General features: G+C 70.2%; 19 protein-coding genes. 11 read left to right on the top strand and 8 right to left on the bottom strand.

Annotation, left to right across the window (positions count from 1 at the left end; genetic code table 11):
- Nucleotides 1-58: 58 nt before the first annotated feature.
- A complete protein-coding gene (locus ABD830_RS48300) occupies nt 59-661 on the top strand; it encodes a Uma2 family endonuclease (RefSeq protein ID WP_345002337.1) in 603 nt (200 codons plus the stop codon).
- Here the strand turns inward: ABD830_RS48300 and hrpA are convergent.
- Entirely contained in the window at nt 651-4526 is a 3876-nt protein-coding gene (gene hrpA, locus ABD830_RS48295) for an ATP-dependent RNA helicase HrpA (RefSeq protein ID WP_345002336.1), read from the bottom strand. The two genes, ABD830_RS48300 and hrpA, sit on opposite strands and share 11 nt — an antisense overlap.
- Before the next feature lie 107 nt (nt 4527-4633).
- Complete coding sequence (locus ABD830_RS48290) at nt 4634-6124, bottom strand: CocE/NonD family hydrolase (protein ID WP_345002335.1); 1491 nt, start codon at nt 6122-6124, stop codon at nt 4634-4636.
- Nucleotides 6125-6130: 6 nt separating this feature from the next.
- On the opposite strand from ABD830_RS48290, the gene ABD830_RS48285 reads away from it, so the two are divergent.
- The gene (locus tag ABD830_RS48285; protein WP_345002334.1) at nt 6131-6562 is read left to right on the top strand and encodes a GbsR/MarR family transcriptional regulator; all 432 of its coding nucleotides are present in this window, start codon (nt 6131-6133) and stop codon (nt 6560-6562) included.
- 368 nt (nt 6563-6930) lie between these two features.
- Here ABD830_RS48285 and ppgK read toward each other — a convergent pair whose 3' ends face one another.
- The gene (gene ppgK / locus ABD830_RS48280) at nt 6931-7656 is read right to left on the bottom strand and encodes a polyphosphate--glucose phosphotransferase (RefSeq protein WP_345002333.1); all 726 of its coding nucleotides are present in this window, start codon (nt 7654-7656) and stop codon (nt 6931-6933) included.
- A 121-nt stretch (nt 7657-7777) separates the two neighbouring features.
- Between ppgK and ABD830_RS48275 the strand changes: the two genes are divergently transcribed.
- Nucleotides 7778-8917 (top strand): TIGR03118 family protein, encoded by a 1140-nt coding sequence (locus ABD830_RS48275; protein ID WP_345002332.1) that lies wholly within the window; start codon nt 7778-7780, stop codon nt 8915-8917.
- A 108-nt stretch (nt 8918-9025) separates the two neighbouring features.
- On the top strand, nt 9026-9682 hold the full coding sequence (locus ABD830_RS48270) for a TenA family protein (RefSeq protein WP_345002331.1): 657 nt from the start codon (nt 9026-9028) through the stop codon (nt 9680-9682).
- Here the strand turns inward: ABD830_RS48270 and ABD830_RS48265 are convergent.
- Nucleotides 9676-10257 (bottom strand): HAD family hydrolase, encoded by a 582-nt coding sequence (locus ABD830_RS48265; protein ID WP_345002330.1) that lies wholly within the window; start codon nt 10255-10257, stop codon nt 9676-9678. The genes ABD830_RS48270 and ABD830_RS48265 overlap by 7 nt on opposite strands.
- A 108-nt stretch (nt 10258-10365) precedes the next feature.
- Between ABD830_RS48265 and ABD830_RS48260 the strand changes: the two genes are divergently transcribed.
- Complete coding sequence (locus ABD830_RS48260; protein ID WP_345002329.1) at nt 10366-11184, top strand: DUF4253 domain-containing protein; 819 nt, start codon at nt 10366-10368, stop codon at nt 11182-11184.
- Nucleotides 11185-11229: 45 nt separating this feature from the next.
- Here the strand turns inward: ABD830_RS48260 and ABD830_RS48255 are convergent, their stop codons facing one another.
- The gene (locus ABD830_RS48255; RefSeq protein WP_345002662.1) at nt 11230-12024 is read right to left on the bottom strand and encodes an SAM-dependent methyltransferase; all 795 of its coding nucleotides are present in this window, start codon (nt 12022-12024) and stop codon (nt 11230-11232) included.
- Between the two features lie 225 nt (nt 12025-12249).
- Nucleotides 12250-13512: a helix-turn-helix domain-containing protein gene (locus ABD830_RS48250; protein WP_345002328.1), complete on the bottom strand. Its 1263-nt coding sequence runs from the start codon at nt 13510-13512 to the stop codon at nt 12250-12252.
- Between the two features lie 203 nt (nt 13513-13715).
- Between ABD830_RS48250 and ABD830_RS48245 the strand changes: the two genes are divergently transcribed.
- The 6 genes from ABD830_RS48245 to ABD830_RS48220 all read left to right on the top strand — a co-directional run bounded on the left by ABD830_RS48245 (nt 13716) and on the right by ABD830_RS48220 (nt 19310).
- On the top strand, nt 13716-14441 hold the full coding sequence (locus tag ABD830_RS48245) for a hypothetical protein (protein ID WP_345002327.1): 726 nt from the start codon (nt 13716-13718) through the stop codon (nt 14439-14441).
- Entirely contained in the window at nt 14438-15355 is a 918-nt protein-coding gene (locus ABD830_RS48240) for a hypothetical protein (RefSeq protein ID WP_345002326.1), read from the top strand. Before ABD830_RS48245 ends, ABD830_RS48240 begins: the two co-directional genes overlap by 4 nt.
- On the top strand, nt 15342-15551 hold the full coding sequence (locus ABD830_RS48235) for a hypothetical protein (RefSeq protein WP_345002325.1): 210 nt from the start codon (nt 15342-15344) through the stop codon (nt 15549-15551). The genes ABD830_RS48240 and ABD830_RS48235 overlap by 14 nt, the downstream gene beginning before the upstream one ends.
- Nucleotides 15552-15614: 63 nt before the next feature.
- Entirely contained in the window at nt 15615-16337 is a 723-nt protein-coding gene (locus ABD830_RS48230; RefSeq protein ID WP_345002324.1) for a maleate cis-trans isomerase family protein, read from the top strand.
- A complete protein-coding gene (locus ABD830_RS48225) occupies nt 16334-17524 on the top strand; it encodes an FAD-dependent oxidoreductase (RefSeq protein WP_345002323.1) in 1191 nt (396 codons plus the stop codon). Before ABD830_RS48230 ends, ABD830_RS48225 begins: the two co-directional genes overlap by 4 nt.
- A 28-nt stretch (nt 17525-17552) precedes the next feature.
- The gene (locus tag ABD830_RS48220; RefSeq protein ID WP_345002322.1) at nt 17553-19310 is read left to right on the top strand and encodes an RNA polymerase sigma factor; all 1758 of its coding nucleotides are present in this window, start codon (nt 17553-17555) and stop codon (nt 19308-19310) included.
- A 55-nt stretch (nt 19311-19365) separates the two neighbouring features.
- Here the strand turns inward: ABD830_RS48220 and ABD830_RS48215 are convergent, their stop codons facing one another.
- Complete coding sequence (locus tag ABD830_RS48215; RefSeq protein WP_345002321.1) at nt 19366-19731, bottom strand: CocE/NonD family hydrolase C-terminal non-catalytic domain-containing protein; 366 nt, start codon at nt 19729-19731, stop codon at nt 19366-19368.
- A 65-nt stretch (nt 19732-19796) separates the two neighbouring features.
- On the bottom strand, nt 19797-20996 hold the full coding sequence (locus ABD830_RS48210; protein WP_345002320.1) for an RNA-guided endonuclease InsQ/TnpB family protein: 1200 nt from the start codon (nt 20994-20996) through the stop codon (nt 19797-19799).
- Nucleotides 20997-21028 lie beyond the last annotated feature (32 nt).

Raw genomic sequence — 21028 nt, 5'->3', positions numbered from 1 at the left:
GAGGGCGCGTGTGATGGAATACTTAGCGTGTCCGTTCGAATACGAAGGGAAAGATTCCATGGTCGCCATGATGGAAGAGAAGCACCAGACGGAATCCACCTACGCGAGCTTTCCGCATCTACCGCAGACCGCTCGCGAGATGTTCGATGTCCTACCCCCCCTCCCCGGCTTCCGGGTTGAGGTCATCGAAGGGAAGCTGATCATGAGCCCGTCGGGCACCCCTGAGCATTTCTTGACAAGCGACGAACTGGCCTACGCTCTGCGTCCGTTGCGCGGGGAGCGCGGCTGGCACGGAGCGTATGGTCCGCACATCTGCATCGATGGGCCCCGGGACTCGGTCCAACCCGACTACGTTATGTGGTCGCCCGACTGTAAACGATGGGGTAACGAGCTGCTGTCGCCTGGAGTGATCATGGCCGCAGAGGTGGTCTCGCCCAGCAGTGTGGACATCGACCGCAAGGAGAAGGTGCGCCTCTACGCCCTGGGCCGGGTGCCGGTCTACCTGCTGATCGATCCGCTCGCCGACGAGCCGGCCGTGACCGTGTTCAGCGAGATCAAGCACGGCGCCTACCAGGTGCGAAACACGACGCTCATGGGCACGCCGATCAAGCTGCCCGCGCCCATCGACTTCGAGCTCGACACCTCGATCTTCACGGTGTGAGCTTCTCCATCGCCTTGGCGATGCGCTTCTCCGACACCGGCGTAGGCGTCCCCAAGGTCTGGGCGAAGAAGCTCACCCTCAGCTCCTCGATCATCCACCGGATCTCCACCACGTCCGCATCCCCTCTCCGCGCCGGGGGAAGCTTCTGCAGCACGTCGTGATAGTCGTCCTCGACCTTGTGCACCCGGTCCATCCACTCCTGGTCCCGCCAGGGCTCCTCCGGGAGCTTGGCAAGGCGGCGGTCGATTGCCCGGATATATCGGAGAAGGTCGGAAAGGCGGCGGTAGCCCGTGGCCGTGACGAAGCCCCGGTAGACGAGCTTGCCGAGCTGGTCGCGGATGTCGTCCGTGGCCGCGCCGGGCCGCAGGGCGTCGAGCCGGGCCCCGGCCTCGTGCCACACGCTCAGGATCTGCTCCACCTTCGACAGCACGTCGGCCGCCGTGTCGTAGAGGTTCGCCCGTACGTGCTGGTAGAGGCGGTCGAAGCCCACCGGGTCCCACACCGGGCCCCCGGCGTCGAGCATCAGCTTGTCCACCGCCGCGTTCACCACGTCGTCGAACAGCGCCACCGCCCCGCCGTGCGGGCTGCGTGACAGCGCCAGCTTGGCCTGGTTGGACAGGCCGCCGAGCAGCGACTTGGCCGGGTTGGTGACGTTCAGGAGGAGCAGGCGGCGCACGCCGGGCCAGTGGGAGCGGCGCTGCTCGGCCTCCGTCTCGTAGATCTTGATCGAGACCGAGTCGCCCGCGTCCACCAGCGCCGGATAGCCCTTCATCCGGCCCTGCTCGAACACCTTCTGCAGCGTCCCGAAGCTCCACGTGTGCAGGCCCGTCTGCTCCAGGTCGTCGCCCGCCTGCGAGAGCGTCTGCCGCAGGCGCGGGGCGAGGCGGCGTTTCAGCGCGTCGAGGTCCTTGTCCTCGGCCACCGTGCGCCTGCGCTCGTCGATCACCCGGTACGTGATGCGCAGGTGGTCGGGCACCTGGTCGAGCTGCCAGGCGTCGTGCGGCACGCGTACGCCGGTGAGCCGCAGCAACTCGCGCTCCACGGCGGCCAGCAGCGGCTCGCCGCCCTGCTTGACCCCGGCCAGCACCTGCTTGGCGTAGTTGGGGGCGGGGACGAAGTTGCGGCGCAGGGCCTTCGGCAGGGAGCGGATCAGCGCGGTGATCAGCTCCTCGCGCAGGCCGGGGATCTGCCAGTCGAAGCCGTCGGAGCTGACCTGGTTGAGCACCTGGAGCGGCACGTGGACGGTCACGCCGTCGGCGTCCGCGCCGGGCTCGAACTGGTAGGTCAGCTTCATCCGCTGGCCGAGCTGCTTCCACGTGTCGGGATAGTCGCGGGCGCTGACGTCGGCGCCCTCGTTGACCAGCATGTCCGGCGAGAACGTGAGCAGGTCGGGGGTCTCCTGCCTGGCCTTCTTCCACCACGAGTCGAAGTGGCGGGCCGAGACCACGTCGGCGGGCACCCGCTGGTCGTAGAAGTCGAACAGCGCCTCGTCGTCCACCATGATGTCGCGGCGGCGCGCCCTGTTCTCCAGCTCCTCGACCTCGTCGAGCAGCCTGCGGTTGTCCTTGAGGAAGCGGTGGTGGGTGTCCCAGTCGCCCTCGACCAGCCCGTGCCTGATGAACAGCTCCCGCGACAGGTCGGGGTCGATGCGGCCGTAGTTGACCTTGCGGCCCACCACGAGCGGCACCCCGTACAGGGTGACCTTCTCCAGGGCGATCACCGCGCCCTGGTTCTTCTCCCAGTGCGGCTCGGAGTAGGTCCGTTTGACCAGGTGCTGGGCAAGGGGCTCGACCCAGTCGGGCTCGATCTTGGCGTTGACCCGCGCCCAGAGCCGGGAGGTCTCGACCAGCTCGGCCGACATGACCCACTGCGGCTGCTTCTTGGCCAGCGCGGAGCCGGGGAAGATGGCGAAGCGGGCGTTGCGGGCCCCGAGATATTCCTGCATCGGCCTGCGACCGTCCTGCCCGCGCTGCTGCTTGTCGATGACGTCCTTGACGCCGATGTGCGACAGCAGCCCGACCAGCAGGGAGACGTGCACGTGGTACGGCTGCGCCGGCTGGCTGTTGGGCTGCGCGCCGAGCGACTGGCGGAGCTGGCTGTAGATGTCCTGCCACTCGCGGACCCGCAGGTAGTTGAGGAACTCCGCCTTGCACAGCCTCCTGAACGCGCTGGACGACAGCTCCTTCTGCTTGTCGCGCAGGTAGTTCCACAGGTTGAGGTAGGCCATGAAGTCGGACTCGGGGTCGGCGAAGCGCCGGTGCTTCTCGTCGGCCTGCTGCTGCTTGTCGGACGGGCGCTCGCGCGGGTCCTGGATGGACAGGGCCGCGGCGATCACCATGACCTCGCGCAGGCACCCGTTCTTCTCGGCCTCCAGCACCATGCGGCCCAGGCGCGGGTCGACGGGCAGGCCGGCCAGCTTGCGGCCGGTGCCGGTGAGCTTGCCGTGGCCGTCGAACGCGCCCAGCTCGTGCAGCAGGTTGACGCCGTCCTTGACCTGGCGGCGGTCCGGCGGCTCCACGAACGGGAACGCCTCGATGTCGCCCAGCCCGATCGAGGTCATCTGCAGGATGACCGAGGCCAGGTTGGTGCGCAGGATCTCGGGGTCGGTGAACTCGGGCCGGTTGAGGAAGTCCTCCTCCTCGTACAGCCTGATGCAGATGCCGTCGGAGGTGCGGCCCGAGCGGCCCTTGCGCTGGTTGGCGCTGGCCTGCGAGATGGGCTCGATGGGCAGCCGCTGCACCTTGGTGCGGTGGCTGTAGCGGGAGATGCGCGCGTAGCCGGGGTCCACGACGTACTTGATGCCGGGGACCGTGAGCGACGTCTCCGCCACGTTGGTGGCCAGCACGACGCGGCGGCCGGTGTGACTCTGGAAGACGCGGTGCTGCTCGGCGGCGCTCAGGCGGGCGTAGAGCGGGAGGATCTCGGTGTTGCGGAACTCGGCCTTGCCGAGCGCGTCGGCGGCGTCGCGGATCTCCCGCTCACCCGACAGGAAGACGAGGATGTCGCCGGGGCCCTCCCCGATCAGCTCCTTGCACGCGTTCACGATGCCCTGGGTCTGGTCGTCGTCCTCGTCGAGCGGCCGGTAGCGCACCTCGACCGGGTACGTGCGGCCGGAGACCTCGACGATCGGCGCGTCGTCGAAGTGGCGCGAGAACCGCTCGGGGTCGATCGTGGCGCTGGTGATGACGACCTTGAGGTCGGGCCGCTTGGGCAGGAGCTGTTTGAGGTAGCCGAGGATGAAGTCGATGTTGAGGCTGCGCTCGTGGGCCTCGTCGATGATCAGCGTGTCGTACTGGTCGAGCATGCGGTCGTTCTGCAGCTCGGCCAGCAGGATGCCATCGGTCATCAGCTTGACCAGCGTGCGGTCGCTCGCCTGGTCGGTGAAGCGGACCTTGTAGCCGACCACCTCGCCGAGGCCGGTGCCGAGCTCCTCGGCGATGCGCTCGGCGACCGTACGGGCGGCGATGCGGCGGGGCTGGGTGTGGCCGATGAGCCCGCGCACGCCGCGGCCGAGCTCCAGGCAGATCTTGGGGATCTGGGTGGTCTTGCCGGAGCCCGTCTCGCCCGCGATGATCACGACCTGATGGTCGCGGATGGCCGCCAGGATGTCGTCCTTGCGCTGGGAGACCGGCAGGTTTTCTGGATATGTCACCACCGGAACGGCTTCGCGGCGCCGGACGAGGCGCTGCTCGGCCCGCTCGACGTCGGCGAGGATCTCCGCGACGATCTTGTCGCGGGCGTCGCGGGAGCGCACCCGGCGCATGCCGTCAAGCCTGCGCTGCAGCCGCCGCTGGTCGCGCGGCATGAGCTCGGGCAGGCGGGAGTGGAGCTCGGCCAGTGGAGAGGACAACGAAGGCGTTCCCATACTGCTTTCAGGATATTTGAGCCCGGCTTCCCCGGAGCCAACCGCCCATGCTGCCCGACCGTGTCGGTGACGCGCATCCGAATATCGGGTCGAACGTCCGGAGGCTTTCAGGAGACGGGAAGGACGACGGCCGAGGGGTGGCCTTCGTCGTGGAGCACCTCCTGGTCAGCCACCCGGATCGCTGTCGCGGTCGCGATCGGCTCTCCCGTCCCCAGGTTGCGGTTGTGCATAGGATGGGCCCCGCTGGACACCTGAAGCCGGATCCGGTGACCGGCGCGGAAGCAGTGGGCGGTGGGAGACAGGGACACCGTGACGCGGTGGACGCCGTCCTGGTCCACCGGCGATCCCGGCGTGAGCCGGACGATGCCGTCGCAGATGTTGATCGACTTCCCGTTGGGCGCCACGTCGCACAGGCGGGCGAAGAAGTCCGTGTGTTCCAGGGACGAACGCACGTACAGCACTGCCGATACCGTTCCCATGACGGTGGTGCGGCGCTTCATCGGCGCGCTGGTGAAGATCAACACGTCCGCCCGCGTCTCGAGCCTGCGGTTGTCCTTGGGCCCGCCGCCGAGCACCACCGCCCCGCCGACGCTGGGCGTGGGGTCGGCCGGATCGTAGCGGTAACGCGAAGGCGCCTCGGCGGCATCGGCGTGGTCGCGCGAGAGCCCGCCGCCCGCCCGCAGATACCAGCGGACCGGCGTCGCGGGTGGCGGCCACGATGGCAGGTCGACCCATTCGTCGACGCCCATCACGCACACCCGCACCGGGGAGGGCCGCAGCGCGTCGGGGTTGCCCCGCAGATGAGCGTCGTACCAGGCGAGGCTCTCTTGGAACCCGGCCTTGAGGCCGTCCAGCGAGGCGTGCGGCCACGGCCCGACGGTGAGGTACGGGTTCCTGCCCACCTCTCGCAGTGCCTGGTAGTCGGCGAGCTGGTCGGCCAGGAAGAAGTCGTACCAGCCTCCCACCAGATGCACGGGCGCCTGGATGTCCGGCACCCGCTTCGCGTGGTCCATCGCGGCCCAGAACTCGTCCTGGGGACTCTCGTTCCGCAGGATCTCCTGAAAGTGGGGAACGGTCCGCCCGGCGATCACCCGATCCGCCTCGCCGGCCGGCAGGTGTGCGAACCCCTTGTCCAACGACCCCGTGCGGCGGGCCGTCACCCGCATCTTTCCGAAGAACGACTCCTCGAAGTGCTGGACGTACTGCTGGTAGACCCAGGTGAGCACGCCCTGGAGGCACAGGGCCGGCCCGTGTTGCACGCCGTACACGCGGGATGCCGCCATCTGCGGCACCAGCGCCCCGACGAACCCGGGCGCGCCCGGCCCGGCGGCGAGCTGCGCGTACCCGTGGTAGCTCAGGCCGAACATCGCCACCTTGCCGCTGAACCACGGCTGATCGGCCAGCCACTCCAGCGTGGCCAGCCCGTCCTCGCGTTCGTCGCGGAACGGCCGGTACTCCCCGCCCGACCCGAAGGTGCCCCGGCAGTTCTGCATGATCACCTGGTAGCCGCGCTCGGCGATCAGCAGCCCCCGGCCGAGCCGATCGCCGCCGACACCCCTTACGGCCGCGATCCGGAGGCGGTACGCGCCTTCGAGCACCGGTTCATGGCGATGATGGTCCAGACCGGGCTCCCGCCGATGATGGCGAAGGTGCTCGTCAACCTGTTCACCAGTGACACCGGCGGCCTGACGGCGGCCGAGCTGGTCCAGCGGCTGCGCGTCAGCCCGGCGTCGATCTCCAAGGCCGTCGGCTATCTCGAACGCCTCGGCCTGGTCAAGCGCGAACGCGAAGGCCGGCGCGAGCGCTACATCGTGTACGACGACGTCTGGTATCGGGCGTGGTCGGCGAGCGCGCGGTCCATCCAGATGTGGGCGGGCACCGCCCAGGAGGGAGTCAGCGTCTTCGGCGCCGCCACTCCCGCCGGCGCCCGGCTCGACACGACGAGCCGGTTCTTCCAGCTTCTCGGCCGCGACATGGCCAAGGCGGCCGAGCATCGACGCCGCGGCCTATCGGCCGCTCGGCCCGCCGAGTCGTGAGCACGCCGAGGCGGGCGGCCACCCCCATAGGCCGCCGCTTCCGTCGCACCGCGTCGGCGGGCCGGACACCGGCACCGAGGCCACGCGGGACTCTTTCGCCAAGATGGGGGACGTCCTGGAAGGGGTGGCCAGCGCCTTCCGGCTCTTCAAAGGCGCGATGGCGACGCTCTCCTTGGTGATCGCCGCCGCCTCCGTGTACGGGCTCACGGTCATGGCGCTGTCGCCGCTGGGCGCCGTCCAGGGCCGCCTCTACCTGAGGTGGCTGGCCAACGCCGCCGACAGGGTGCTGACCGCGGCGACACCCTGCCGGACGCGGCCAAGGACTTCGAGTGGGTGGCTCCCAGCCGGCCCCGCACGGACTGAGCAGGTCAGCGGGAGGCGCCCAACGTGGCCAGGGCGGCGCCGATGATGCCGGCCTCGTTCTGGAGGGCGGCGGGCACCACGGGCGTGTCGATGTGGACGTGCGGCAGGAACTTGTCGGCCTTCTTGCTCGCACCTCCGCCGATGACGATCAGCGAGGGCGACAGCAGCATCTCCACGTGCCGGAGGTACTCCTCCACCCGCTCGGCCCACTTCTCCCAGCTGAGGTCGTGCTCCTCCCGCGCCCGCGCCGACGCCCGGTGCTCGGCGTCCTTGCCGTGGAGCTCCAGATGCCCGAGTTCCGTGTTGCGCACGAGCGTCCCGTCGGTGAACAGCGCGCTCCCGATCCCCGTGCCGAACGTCAGCATGAGGACGGTGCCCTGCTTCCCCCGCCCGCGCCCGAAGGTCATCTCGGCCACGCCGGCCGCGTCGGCGTCGTTCAGCACCGTGGCCCCGCCGAAAAGCTTCGCCGCGTCGACGCCGATCCACGAGTGGTCCACATTGGCGGCCGTCAGCACGACGCCGTCCTTGACCACGCCGGGGAACGTGACCCCGACGGGACCGTTCCAGCCGAAATGCTTGATGATCGTCTCTACCGCCTCGGCGACCTCATCGGGCTTGGACGGCTGGGGCGTGGGGATGCGCAAACGCTCCTCGACCAGCTCGCCTGCCTCGATGTCGACGGGCGCGCCCTTGATTCCCGAGCCGCCGATGTCAATGCCCAACACGTTCATGCCAATCCCTTCTGCCCTTCAGGACGGGAAAAATTCCCGGCCTGATATTTCCAGAAGGAGTGAACCTGTCTCACACGCCTCCGCGTATCTCGCGTCACAAGCGCTAACTAGGAGGCACCGGATGCGGCCACGCATCATCACACTCTGCGCTGTTGCGGTCGTTCTGGGAGCGACTCTCACCACTCCCGCACACGCCACCACCAGGAACCGTTTCGACGTCATCAACCTTGTGTCGGATATCAAGGGCAAAGCCCCTGTTACCGACCCCAAGGTCGTCAACCCGTGGGGCCTGGCCATGGGCAAGACTTTGTGGGTCTCGAACACCGGCACCGGCAGCGCCACCGTCTACTCCGGCACGGGCAAGAAGGAGCAGACCGAGGTGGCCATCCCGGGCGGAGCCCCGACGGGCCAGGTGTTCAACCCGGGCGAGGGCTTCACCGTCAAGGGCAAGCCCGCCACGTTCATCTTCTCCAGCCCGAGCGGCGCCATCAGCGGCTGGAACGCGGAGGTCGACCCGGCCAACGCGATCATCGCGGCCTTCACGCGCGGCGCCGACTACAAGGGGCTGGAGCTCGTCGAGACCGACGACAGCGCCTTCCTGCTGGCCGCCGACTTCGCCAGTGGGCGCATCCACGCCTTCGACGATGACTTCCAGCCCATCCACCTGAAGAGCTGGCAGTTCAGGGACCCGGGCGTCCCCCGGACGTACAAGGCCTACAACGTGGCGGTCGCCAACGGCAGCATCTGGGTGGCCTATGCCCTGCGTGACGAGTCCACCGGCAAGCCGATCTTCGGCACCGGCAAGGGCTTCGTGAGCCGTTTCAACGCCGGCGGACGCGTCACCGGCCGCATCTCCCGAGTCGGGCTCAACGCCCCCTGGGGGATCACCGCGGCGCCGAAGGGCTGGGGTCAGTACTCCGGCGCGCTGCTGGTCGGCAACTTCGGTGACGGCACCGTACACGTGTACAAGCACTCGCGGCACCTGGGCGCGTTGCGCACCTCCGACGGCAAGCCGATCGTGCTGCCCGGCCTCTGGGACCTGGAGCCCGGGACGGCCGCCACCGGCGGCGAGAACTCCCTGTGGTTCTCCGCAGGGATCGACGGCACCAAGCACGGCCTGATCGGCATCATCGCCCCGCAGGGCACCAAGCCGACGTCCACCGGCACGCCGTCGGGCACCCCGACGAACCACCCGTCGGGCCACCAGTCGAGCGCGCCCAGCAGCTCGCCGTCCTCCCAGAACCCGTACGGCGGGTACTGACCGGCGCTCGCTCGCCGTCGCCCCCAGCCTGGCGGGATGCGCAGCTCGCCGACTTGAGGCTGGGGGCGGCGGTCATCCTCGGTGACAAGACTTCGGTACGGTCGGAGTGTGAGCGGAGCGACCTTCAGCGAGTGGCTCAGGGAGCAGTGCGAGCCCGAGTGGACGGCGGTGGTGACGCATCCGTTCGCCATGGCGATCACGACGGGCGCGGCGGCCGATGAGGACATGCGGCGCTACCTGGAGCAGGACTTCCAGTTCGTGGACTCGTTCACGGCCTTGCTCGGGGCGGCCGTGGCGAGTGCCGACACGTTCGAGGCGCGGGTGCCGTACGGGAGGTTCCTCGGGCAGGTCGCCACCACCGAGGAGAAGACGTACTTCCACCGGGCGCTGGCCGAGCTGGGCGGGCGGACCGAGGTGCCGCTGGAGCCGGTGACGGCGGCGTTCAGGCGGCTCATGGACGAGGTGCGGGCGTCGCAGGACTATCTGCTGATCGTGGCCGTGCTCTGCGTGGCCGAGTGGTCCTACCTGGGATGGGCGTCGCGGGCCGGGGAGCCGCTTCCTGAGAGGTTCGTGCACCGCGAGTGGATCGAACTGCACGAGGGCGCGGAGTTCCGCGCGTGGGTGGCCTTCCTGCGTGGCGAACTCGACCGCCTGGGCGCGGAGCTGGACGGGCAGCGGCGGACGGAGGTGCTCCACGTGTTCCGCCGCGCGGTCGAGTTGGAGCGGGCCTTCTTCGACATGTCCACCGGCAGGGCCCGTCAGTAGGTCAGTACGGCCGCCAGGTCCTGGTACGTCCGGTAGTGGACGCCCGTCATGCCGAGCGCCCTGGCCGCCTCCACGTTGTGCAGCCGGTCGTCCACGAACAGGCAGCGCTCGGGGGCGGCACCGGCCCGCTCGGCCGCGATCTCGTAGATCCGGCGATCGGGCTTGGCCACGCCCACTTTCGCGCTGCTCACCACGTCGTCCGCGAAGTACGTGAGCCCCAGCTGGTCGAGCTGCTCCTCCAGCCGGTCCATGGCGTTGGTCACGATCACCACCGGCACGTGCTGCTGCACCTTGGCCAGCAGCGCCCTGACCTCCTCGTCCACCCAGCACCGGATCTGCGCGAACTCGGTGACCGCCTGGCGGGCGCGCTCGTCGCCGCCCAGCGCGGCCACGATGGACTCGAACCACTCGTCCTCGGTGACCTGGCCGAGCGTGGGAGGCATGATCAGCTCGGGGTCGAGGGCCGTCTTCATGAGCGGGAGGCCGTAACGGGCCTCGATGTCCGCCTGGGCCGCGTGGTCGAAGTGGCGGAGCACTCCATCGAGATCAGACAGAACCGCGTCAAAGGGGATCACAGCCCCTCATTCTGACAGCGATCCGCTTTTCGCGCGCCACCCAAGGTGCCGGGGCGACCGGCGGCACTACCATCTCCGAGACAGGATTCGGTATCGGAACGGTAGGGCATGAACGATCACCGGCTGCCACCCGAGCTGGGCCGGCTGTTCGCCGACGGCGGCGGGGGGCGCAGGCTGCCCGTCGCGCTGCCGCCCGGGGACGTGGTCTGGCCCGACCCCGGCTACACCGGGCAGGGCGAGGCGGCCAGGCCGGCGTTCTGGATGAGTGAGGAGGCCGCGAGCGGCGAGGACTGGGCGCGGGTGCGCGAGTGGCACCCGCACAGCGGCCTGTGGCCGGTGCTGCTGGACGAGTCGGCGCAGCCCTGGGGGATCGGGCAGATCGTGCCGGACGATCCACGCCAGATCGGCCACTTCACCGCCGAGGGGTTCATGACCGAGGTGTGGCAGGAGTGGGTGGCCCAGATGCCGCAGGGCGCGCTGGACGAGCTGGAGCCGTACGGGGCGATCTGTCCCGGCCCTGCCCCGCCCGGCGTGCTCAAGGCCGATCCCGAGGCGGTCGCCGACTGGCTCGCGCGGGAGCTGTCCGTCAAGGGGATGCCGCTCGGCCTGGTTGCCGCGCCACGGGGCGCCGACGCGCTGGCCGTGATGGGCTGGCAGGGCGCGCTGCACCACAACGAGTGGATGGTTCCGATGGCGGCGGTGGTGCGCAGCTGGGAGGAGCGGTTCGGGGCGCGGGTGGTGAGCGTCGGGTTCAACACGCTGGATCTGAGCGTGGCCGCGCCGCCCGACGATCCGGAGCACGCGTTACACGTGGCCGCGGAGCACTGGACGTTCTGCCCGGACAACATCGTCCAGGGACCCGGCGACCTGGAGGGCTACGCCGAGCAGATCATCGGCGAGCACGCCTGGTCGTTCTGGTGGGACTGAACCCCGGCCCCCCTCTCCCCTGAGGGAAAGGGGGTGGGCCGTCGCTCACGGGAGGTGGGCCACGGCGCCGTACGTCCCCGAGGAGCTCGGCTGATCGGCGCAGGCGGTGTCGAGGCCGTTCGGCCGCCATTCCGGGACCCACACCAGTCCCGGATCCAGCAGCACCAGACCTTCGAGCAACGCCGCAACCTCCTCCCTGGTCCGGATCGCGTGACCGGGCAGCGTCATCGCCAGCAGATCGTGAACGGCCGGCAGCAGCTCCGGTGGCATCGCGTCGAACGTGGTCTGCAGCAGCGACAGGTAGCTCCTTTCCGGCACCACCTGCCGGATCCGCTTGATCACGTAGTGGAAGTACTCGTCGTCGTTCAGGCTGTGGGTCGACAGCAGCAGCACGGCCATGGGCCGGTCCCAGTCGAGGAACGTCTGCATGACCCGGTCGTCGAGGAGGTCGTCGATCTCGCGTACGTCGCCCTCTACGACGCGTACGAGATCGGTGACGGGCTCGATGGTCGCCCGGGCTCCGGCCAGCACCATCGGGTCGTTCTCCACGTAGACCACACGGGGGACCGCGGCGCCCAGGGCGTCACGGGCCACGTCGTGCAACTGTCTGCCCGCCGGCAGGCCGCTGGGCACGCCACTCCCGACGATCACGAACTGGTCCACGCCCGCCGTCGCGAGGTGACGGACCACACGGCATAAATAGTCCAGCACGGCCCGTGCGGCCGTCGTCACGATCGGAGCGGCCTGATCGTAGCGGCGCACCGTGTCTCTGTCCGCCGCGAAATTGTTCTTTCCACCCGTGGCAGCGTCGAGAACCCGGGTGATCCTTGCTTGGGTCATCTCCAGCTTCGCCAGGTTTCGGATGGCACGCTGACGCATTGAGTGTTGCCCCTTTCCCCTCGCCCACTATCTCGGGAAAAGATGATCCTTTCGGACCCCACACTCGATGACCCAGAACATATGATCCCCCTTCGGGGAGAGATGACAACCGGAAAAGCCATTAGTTTTCGGTATATCTGCCTAACTCCTCTACCGGGAATAACGATCTCCCATTCGGGAAAGAGATCACTTTCCGAGAGAACGCGAAAGCCGTTCGCGATGGAAATTCAGGACCTCGAAGGTCTCCTCGCGCGTGGTCGTCGTGACCGACAGCTTCGTGAAAGCCTGGTGGTACGCCTCCACCGCGGCCGTGTCGGCGACGATCTCGTCCGACTCGATGCCGTGCGCGCACGCGATGTCCGGCTCGAAGGCCTCGGCGAAGCGCCACAGCGTGAACGGGCCGGTGCGCGGCACGTAGGCCGGCTCCTCCATCGGCACCACGTGCAGCGAGACGTTGGGCCGCTTGGCATGGTCGAGGAGCTGCTCGATCTGGCGGAGCTGGACGTGCGGCCCGACGATCGAGCGTGCCAGCACGCTCTCGTCGATCACCGCCCACACCACGATGCCGCTGTCGCCGGCCACGGCCTCCTGGCGGGCCAGCACGAGGGCGAGCGCCTCATCGACCGTCTGCTGCCCGAGCGTCCCCGGCCCGGCCGCGGTGATGGCGGCCCTGGCGTACTCCTCGGTCTGCAGCAGCGGCGGGACGAACTGGGGCTGGTACGTGCGGATCACGGTGGCCCGCTGCTCGAGCGCGTACGTGGCGGCCAGCCAGACCGGCACCGACTGCGCGTCGTACCAGGCGGCCTCGCGCTCGCCCCTGGCCAGCGAGAGCACGTATTCGCGGATGGGCGGCGCGACGACGCCGTAGAGGGTGAGCAGACGCTCGACGGAGATGGGAGCGGGGGCGATCCTGCCCTGCTCGACGGCCGCGATCGCGGCGGTCCCCCGCCCGATGGCGGTCTCCACCTGCTCGACCGAGAGGTCGGCGGCCAGGCGCAGGCCGTGCAGCCGCTTGCCGAGCGCCCGGCGCTGCGGCCCGCTCAGCGGCGCGGCCGCGTCGGGGATGTCGGAGGCGGCGGCGGGCCCGGACTCCTCGGACAGGCCCTCGGCCTTGCGCGCCAGCTCGACCACGCCGCGCAGGACGGTCAGTGAGCTCTCGGACAGCCCCGAGGCGTTCAGGCCGACGGCGGCCGCGCGCAGCTGGAGGTCCTCGACGGCGCCGGACTCCAGATAGTCGTCACCGACCAGCCAGCCCACACTCACCTGGAGGCAAGAGGCCAGCGCCCTGAGCACCTGGAGCGTCGGGTTGGTCTGCTTGCCGGTGCGCAGCTGGCTGACGTAGGCGCGGGTGATGGGGATGCCCGCCTCCGTCAGGGCGGAGGCAACCTGCGCGCCGGTGAAGCCGCGCTTGGTCAGCGCGAGATCGAGCCGCTCGGCGAAGTTCGCCACGGCACACCTCCTACCGCCCGTGAACTTTTCCAGCGTAAGGGACGCGGGCCGCACTGTCCCCTGCCATGCGGGCCAGCTCTGCCCCGCGCGTAGGTATCAACTTATGCGCAAACTGTGAGTTGACATAGCCCTGTATATAAGCGGACTATCAGAGCGCGTGGTAACTGAGGCTTAACAGCCAGACGGGGAGGAGGTGACCGGACATGACCGCGGAATCCTTGTTCCAGGAAGGTCCGGCCTCCACCGGCCAGGAGCAGGTGGTCCAGCGGATCTGCGCGCGAGTGGCGGGGCCGGTGGTGGGAGCCGGCGTGCACGTCGCGAGCCTGCCGCTGGGCGGGCTCGAGGTATGGCTGGACAGCCCCCGCCACCGTTGGCGCTTCCATCACCGGATGGCCCGCGAGCTGCGGCTGGCCGGATGGCACACGGAGACGGGATCTGATCGGCTGGTGCTGCTCGGGTGGAGTGCGGTCTGCCTGAGCCATCGGGCCAGGATGCTGAGCGCGGCCCTGGCCGGACGGCTGGCCGACTTCGACAAGACGGCGTTCATGGCCGTCATGATCGCCACCCGGCTGCGCCACGAGGGGTTCTCCGTCGACGACCTCCCCGCCGAGGTGGAAGCTCGCTGTGGCGACGCGCTGCGCTGGCCCGCCCGGCTGGCCGATCTCGACGGCCTCGAACGCCGGTCGTCGCTGGAGCCGCTGAGGCTCAGGCTGGCCCAGGTGGCCGGGCTGGAGGCCAAGGTGAGCCGTCGCTGCGGCGAGCATCTCGCGCTCGCCTCCAAAGTCGCGCGTACGGTGGCCGGTGGTGCGGTGCCGGCCAGGTCGCGCGCGCGTTCGTCGACATCGTCCTCACCAGGGGCCGGACTGACGGAGCGGATGGTCTGCGTCAGCGTCCCCAACGTGAGCAGAAGGGCCTCGGTGTCGTCATGATGTTGCCCGCCTCGCTCGCGCTGCCGCTCGGCGCGCCGCCCACCGGCCGCAGGCCCTGGGGCGTCGCGTTCCGGTGCGCGTGCGGTGGGGCGGGAATGCCGGCGCTGCCATCAGGCGGCCCTGCTCGGCCGGTGGCCGAGCACGGCCGGCCCGCCTTTTCCGCGGGACCGATGGCGGCGCGTGTGCGGCTGGCCCCGGCGCTTCCCCACCCCCCCGGCACCGTGCGGCACGTGCCCGACTCAGTCGGCGCGGTGTTGTCGGCCAGCGCGGTAGCGGCTGGCGTGCTGGCCGACTCGAGGGGTTGCGCCTGGGGCTGGCTTTCTCAGCGTCCGCCGGGCCGGATGGCCGCGTTCGCGGTGCTGCCCGCGGGGTCGTCCGCGACCTCGTGGCGGCGTCGTGGCGACGCGGTCGACCTGCGGCTCCGGCGGCGGCGCGGTGTCCCATGGGTGGCGGGCACGATCTGCCTGCCCGGCGCGGCCTCGTTCGCCGTGCTCGTCATGGGGCCGCCTTATGTGGAGACGGCCGGGCTGCTGACAGCCATGATCGCGGCGACTGCGGCGGCCCTGGTGGCCGCCCGCCGCGTCGGGCTCGTCCGGGCCGGCCACTGCGGAGGCGTCGCTCTGGGCGGAGGAGCGATGCTGGGTGGGGCGATCAGCGTGGTGGGCGCCATGGTGCTGATCGACCGGCCGTTCTTGGAGGTGCCCGGGACCGGGCGCGCCTCCGTTCTGGTGGCCGTTCTCCTGGCCGCCGTTCTGCTCGCCGCCGCGGCGCTGGTGCGGGTCGCCGGGGCGTCGGGCCATGAGACCGAATCTCGATCTCAACATGCGGCGGAGGAGGAGCCGGCGGAGCGTCGCCGGCTCCTCGCCGAGCCGCGTCAACCCGCGATGAACAGGAGCCGTCATGCTCACCGATGAGCTGCACAGGTCACAACCGCACGAGTTTCACGCGCGCGGGGCGCGGCACGCGCCGCCGCCGTCCTGGGGCGAGGACCAGGACGACACCCCGCCGCCGGCACCGGCGCGCACCGTGCACCGGTTGCGCCGCATCCGGCAGGTGTCCGTCGAGGCCATCACCGAGATCGACCAGGCACTGCGGCACCGCGCTTCCTGAACCCCCAGCCTTCCCGCACAGGAGGAGAACCCATATGCGCACCGTCCTCGCCCGGAGTATCCGGTGAGCCGCGGGAGGGTGGGCGTGATCGTGGCGCCCGCGAACCCCTCGGCGGAGCCGGAGCTGACCCGCCTGCTCGGGTCGCGCGCCGACATGCACGTCACGCGCTTCCCGGTACGTCCCGGGTCCCTGGCCGAACGGCTGGAGAGCTACAACGAGGCCCTGCCCACCATGGTCTACGCGTTCGACGGCCTGCCGCTGAGCGCGATGGTCATGGCCTGCAGCGAGCCCCGCTACCTGCTCGCCCCCGACGAGGACCGCGACCAGTGCGCCGAGCTGACGGCCGCGACCGGAGTGCCGTTCGCCTCGGCCACGCAGGCCACGCGCGAGGCCATGGAGCACGCCGAGGTGAGCGACATCGTGCTGGTCTCGCCGTACCAGCCGTGGCTGACGGAGCTGGCCGAACGGTTCTGGAAATCGGCCGGGCTCAACGTCACCCAGGTCGTCCAGGTACGCGCGAAGAACGGCTACTCCTCGTACGCGGTCACTCCCCCCGAGCTGATCAGCCAGGTCGAGCTGGCGGAGCTGCCCGGTGACGCGGCGCTGCTGTTCACCGGCACCGGCATGGCCACGCTGCCCGTGCTGTCGCGGCTCAGCGCCGGCAACGAGCGGATCCTGCTGACCTCCAACCTCTGCACTGCCTGGTGGGCCCTGTCCAGGGCCATCGGGCAGCACGTGACACTCGGCCGCGTGCCGCACCGCCGGTACATGGGAGGCGCGGCATGAGCGGCGTCATCGTGGTGGGAGCGGGACCCGCGGGGCTCACCGCGGCGCTCTCGCTGGCCCGGGCGGGGATCCCGGTCACCGTGCTGGAGCGCGGGACCGAGCTCAGCACGCAGACCAGGGCCTGCACGTTCCACCCGGCCACGCTCGACCTGCTCGACGACCTCGGCGTGGCCTCCCAGCTCGTCGCCAAGGGCCGCGTCGTCGACCGCGTGCAGTGGCGCGACCGGTCCGGGATCGTGCTGGCCGAGATGGGCATGAACCGGCTCAACGGCCTGACCAGGCATCCGTTCAGGATCCACGCCGACCAGGCCTCGCTGACCCCGCTGCTGCTCGCCGCCCTGAGCGGCTACCCGGACGTGGACGTGCGGTTCGGCACGCACGTGGACGGCGTGGCGGAAGGCGGCACAGGGATCCGGGTCCGCGTCGGCCACACCTGGACGCGGGCCCGGTACATGATCGCCGCCGACGGTGCGCACAGCACGGTACGCGGCTCGCTGGGGCTGCCGTTCCCCAGGTCCGCCTATCCGACGCAGGCGCTGCGGGTGTTCACCGACTCGCCGCTGGACCGGCTGCTGCCGAGCCTGGCGCCGCTGACGTACGTGCGGGACGTGCAGCAGTCGTGCACCCTGCTCGGGCTGCCGGACCACTGGCGGATCATCTTCAAGATCCCCTGCGACGCGCACGAGCCGCTGTCGCCCGCCAACCTGTCCCTGCTGGTCCGCCGGGCCCTGCCGGGGGCGAGCGGGCCGATCCACGTGACGGGCGCCGACCGGTTCGGGCTGTCCAGGGGCGTGCTGACGTCGTACCGGTGCGGCCGGGTGCTGTTCGTGGGCGACGCCGCGCACCTGACCTCCACGGTCGGCGGACTCAACATGAACGCGGGCATCCACGACGCCGCCGAGGTGGGCCAGGTGATCTCGGCCGTGATCGGCGGCTTCGCCCCGCCCGCCGCGCTGGAGGCGTGGGCCTGGCGGCGCCGCTCGGTGCTGCTGCAACGCGTGGTCCCGCGCGGCGAGACCCGGCTGGCGGGCGTGCGGGAGCACGACAGCGCCAGGCTGGCGGCGGCCATGGCTGGGCTGCGGGCCATCGCCGGCGACCCGGACGCGACCCGCGCCTACCTGGCGCAGGCCTCGCTCCTGGACACCGTGCCTGGCAAACCCCTGGCCACCGTGCCGGGGAAGAGGTGACGACGACCCGTGGAGGAGGTGGCGCCGGATGTGGCGAACCCTGTCTGACGACGCTCGCCAGGCCATTCGGGACCTGTGCGACAAGCACGGAGCCCGCCTCTACGACTACTGCCGCACAGAGCTCGCCGCGGGCGACGCCGAGCAGGCGGTGGCCGGCACGGTACTGACGGCGCACCTGTACGCCGACCGCGTGGTCGACCCGGCGCTGCGGCGGCCCTGGCTGTACGCGGTGGCCCGCGCGCACCGGGCGATCGTGGCGGCGCCCGCGAGCATCGGCTCGTGGTCGCGGCCCGGCCGGATGTCGGAGCTGCTGCCCGAGGCGCTGCTCTCCCTGGACCGCCCGCAGCGCGAACTGCTCGACCTGTCCCTGCGGCACGGCCTGGCCGACCCGGAGCTCGCCGTGATCTTCGAGCTCCGCGAGGACGAGGTGCGGGCCGTGGTCACCCGGGCGGCCGCCTCCCTGGAGGAGTGGTTCGCCGCGATCATCGCCGCTCGGGGACACGACGGGTGCCCCGACCTGACGGCGCGGGTGTCGGAGTGGGTCGCGGCACCCGGCCGGCGGGCCAGAGCCAGGATCAGCCGGCACATCCAGTCCTGTGCGACCTGCCGGGCCGCGCCCAGGACCGTGTCGGCGGCTGCGCTGCTGCGCCGGCTGCCGATCACCACGCTGCCCGGCACGCTTCCCAACCGGCTGGCGTTGGCGCAGCCGTTGCCCGGCGAGGGGCCACTCTGGCGGGCTGACGGCTTCCCGGTGCAGGCTCGCACCCTGGTGGAGACCGGCCCTTCCCCGGCTCCCCCGGTCGCCGACGCCACGCCGCAAGTCCCGGTCGCCGACCCCACGACGGCGACCTCGGGAAAGCCCTGGTCGGCGGCGGGCGCGGCTGCCGCCGACCAGGAGCCTCCCGCGGCCCCAGCCAGTGGGCACGTCGTGCGGGGACGGCATCCGTTCACGCCGCCGAGCCGCACCCGGGCCTTCCGCGGCGGAGCCAACGGCGACAAGCTCGTCTACAGCACCGCCGTCAAGGGCTCGAGCAACGGGCACAGCCACGAGCACCATCACGGGGCCATCATCCGGTACGGCGGGATCACCCTGAACGGTGACCTGGTCGAGCTGCGCGACGGGCACGTGCAGGAGTTCTGGCGGGAGCGGCCGGACGACGACGATCCGGAGGCCGGGCCGCCGATCAGGGCCGTGGCCAGGCTCGGGCTCGTCGTGGGTGTGGGCCTGCTGGTGGCGGGGCTGGTCTGGGCCGTCGTGAACGCCCAGCGGCATCCCGCGACGCTCACCAAGGCCGCCGCGCAGACGGGCGTGCTGGAGGAGCCCCACGTGAACGGCTCGCCCTGGGTGGCCGAGGTCGTCCCGGTCGGAGGGTCGGTGCTGACGAGCAAGGCCAGGAAGGCCGAGCTGCCCAGGCCCGCGCCGCCGGTGGCGAGGCTGACGCCGTCGTCGGTGTCGCTGGGCTCCGGGCGCACCGGAACGTTCTCGCTGTCGTGCACGGGGAACTGCGAGATCACCTCGGCCACCGGCACGAACGGCATCGCCGTCTCCGGGACCGCCTTCACGGTGCGTGCGCCGCTCTCCCAGCGCGGCTGCTCGGCGCGGCCGGCCGTGCGGCAGGGCAGGATCACCGTACGGTGGGCGGGCAGGACCACGGGCGACGGCAAGACCACCGGCGGCACCACCGCCGGGCGCGGCACCCTGACCATGCGCGTGACGTGGACGGTCGCCGGTAAGAACGGCGTGCCGATGCTCGACAGGGAGCGCGGCGTCGTCTACTGCAAGTGAGGGCGTCTGCTGCAAGTGAGGGCCCCAGGCGTGTGCCCGAGGCCCTCTCAGGCTGCTAGAAGAACGAGAACTCGGGCTCGGGCCGCGGCAGCTCGACCCGGTCGGGGCCGCGGAACGTGCGCGTGTCCTTCGGCACGTCGGCCAGCGGGGTGCCCAGGACGAACGGCACGACGACGCCGGACCTGGCCAGGTCGATGGTGACGTTCGCGCCGGTGCCGGTCTCCCCGCTGTAGGTCGAGTCGGTGCCCGCCACGACGAGACCGATCCGGTGGCCCTTCTTGAACGTGTAGTCCTGCGGCAGCGTCAGCCACTTGACCGTGCCGTACGTGTCCGGCGGCAGCGGCGTGGCCTGGCTGGGCGAGTCGCGGTTCTGGACGTCGATCCAGCCGCGGGCGACGATCTCCAGCGGGCGGGTGGCCACGTTCGTGACAACCTTCTTTTGACACGCTCCCCGGCGTGAACGCCAGAGATTCAGTCCGTGTCGCCTCATGCGGCGGCACCTCTGCGGCTTCCTGCTTCACCGGGCTGTGCCACCGCAAGCAGTGGTCTTACCGGCCCTCCACAGGCGTTTAGCCTCTCCGCCCGTCCGGCGGCGAGGATGTTGATCGCGGCGTTGACGTCCCGATCGTGGACCGCCCCGCACGAGCAGGTCCACGACCGGACAGACAGCGGCATGCTCTCGGCCACTGCCCCGCACCCCGAGCACAGCTTGGAGGAGGGGAAGAACCGGCTGACCTTGGCGAAATACCTGCCATACAGCCTGGCCTTGTACTCCAGCATGCCGACGAACATCGACCATCCGGCGTCATGCACACTCTTGGCCAGCCTGGTCCGGGCGAGCCCCTTGATGGCCAGGTCCTCCACATAGATCGCTTGGTTGTCGCGAACGATGTGGGTGGAGGTCTGGTGACAGAACTCGCGGCGCGCGTCGGCGACCTTGGCATGCTGCCTGGCGACCTTGAGCTGGGCCTTGACCCGGTTGGCAGAACCCTTCTCCTTGCGAGACAGCGCCTTGTGGAGCTTGCGGAGCTTCTTCTCCGCGCGGCGCAGAAACCGCGGAGAATCGATCTTCCGGCCGTCCGCCAGCACAGCGAAGTGGCCCAGCCCCAGGTCGATCCCGGTCTCGGTATCCACCTCGGGCAAGACGGACTCGGTTACCTGAACCACGAACGAAGCGAAGTACCGCCCAGCGGCATCCTTGATGACCGTGACGCTGGACGGCTCGGCGGGCAGCTGACGCGACCACCGCATCGCCACCTCGCCAATCTTCGGCAGGCAGAGTCTGCCACCCGGCGTGACGGCAAAGCGCGCGTTCTTGGTGAACCGGATCGCCTGCCGGGCATCCTTACGGGACCGGAATCGGGGTGGGGCTATCCTCGGCCCCTTCCTCGCACCACGGACCGAGGCGAAGAAGTTACCGAACGCCCTGGTGCAGTCGGCCAGCGCCTGTTGGAGCACCACCGCCGACACCTCACCCAGCCACGCCCGTTCCGGGGTCTTCTTGGCCTCTGTGATCACCCGACGCGACAACGCGGCATCCGTGACGAATCTCCGGCCATGCTCGTAAGCCTCGTTGCGCAGACGAAGCGCGTCGTTGAATACCACGCGCGCGCACCCGAACGCCTTGGCCAGCGCGATCCGTTGGCCCGCTGTCGGGTCGATCCGGTAGGAGTACCGCAACTGCACAAGCCGATCATATCTTGAGGTTGTTGGTTTAT

Origin of the sequence: Nonomuraea helvata (assembly GCF_039535785.1) — a bacterium.
Classification (GTDB): domain Bacteria; phylum Actinomycetota; class Actinomycetes; order Streptosporangiales; family Streptosporangiaceae; genus Nonomuraea; species Nonomuraea helvata.
Note: the sequence above shows the minus strand (reverse complement) of the source record. Positions and strands in the feature narration are given on the sequence as shown.

Excerpts from the sequence above, each read along its gene's own strand:
- ABD830_RS48300 (WP_345002337.1), top strand. The coding sequence starts at position 59 with ATGGTCGCCATGATGGAAGAGAAGCACCAGACGGAATCCACCTACGCG.
- hrpA (WP_345002336.1), bottom strand. The coding sequence starts at position 4,526 with ATGGGAACGCCTTCGTTGTCCTCTCCACTGGCCGAGCTCCACTCCCGC.
- ABD830_RS48285 (WP_345002334.1), top strand. The coding sequence starts at position 6,131 with ATGGCGATGATGGTCCAGACCGGGCTCCCGCCGATGATGGCGAAGGTG.
- ppgK (WP_345002333.1), bottom strand. The coding sequence starts at position 7,656 with ATGAACGTGTTGGGCATTGACATCGGCGGCTCGGGAATCAAGGGCGCG.
- ABD830_RS48275 (WP_345002332.1), top strand. The coding sequence starts at position 7,778 with ATGCGGCCACGCATCATCACACTCTGCGCTGTTGCGGTCGTTCTGGGA.
- ABD830_RS48260 (WP_345002329.1), top strand. The coding sequence starts at position 10,366 with ATGAACGATCACCGGCTGCCACCCGAGCTGGGCCGGCTGTTCGCCGAC.
- ABD830_RS48255 (WP_345002662.1), bottom strand. The coding sequence starts at position 12,024 with ATGACCCAAGCAAGGATCACCCGGGTTCTCGACGCTGCCACGGGTGGA.
- ABD830_RS48245 (WP_345002327.1), top strand. The coding sequence starts at position 13,716 with ATGACCGCGGAATCCTTGTTCCAGGAAGGTCCGGCCTCCACCGGCCAG.
- ABD830_RS48240 (WP_345002326.1), top strand. The coding sequence starts at position 14,438 with ATGATGTTGCCCGCCTCGCTCGCGCTGCCGCTCGGCGCGCCGCCCACC.
- ABD830_RS48235 (WP_345002325.1), top strand. The coding sequence starts at position 15,342 with ATGCTCACCGATGAGCTGCACAGGTCACAACCGCACGAGTTTCACGCG.
- ABD830_RS48225 (WP_345002323.1), top strand. The coding sequence starts at position 16,334 with ATGAGCGGCGTCATCGTGGTGGGAGCGGGACCCGCGGGGCTCACCGCG.
- ABD830_RS48220 (WP_345002322.1), top strand. The coding sequence starts at position 17,553 with ATGTGGCGAACCCTGTCTGACGACGCTCGCCAGGCCATTCGGGACCTG.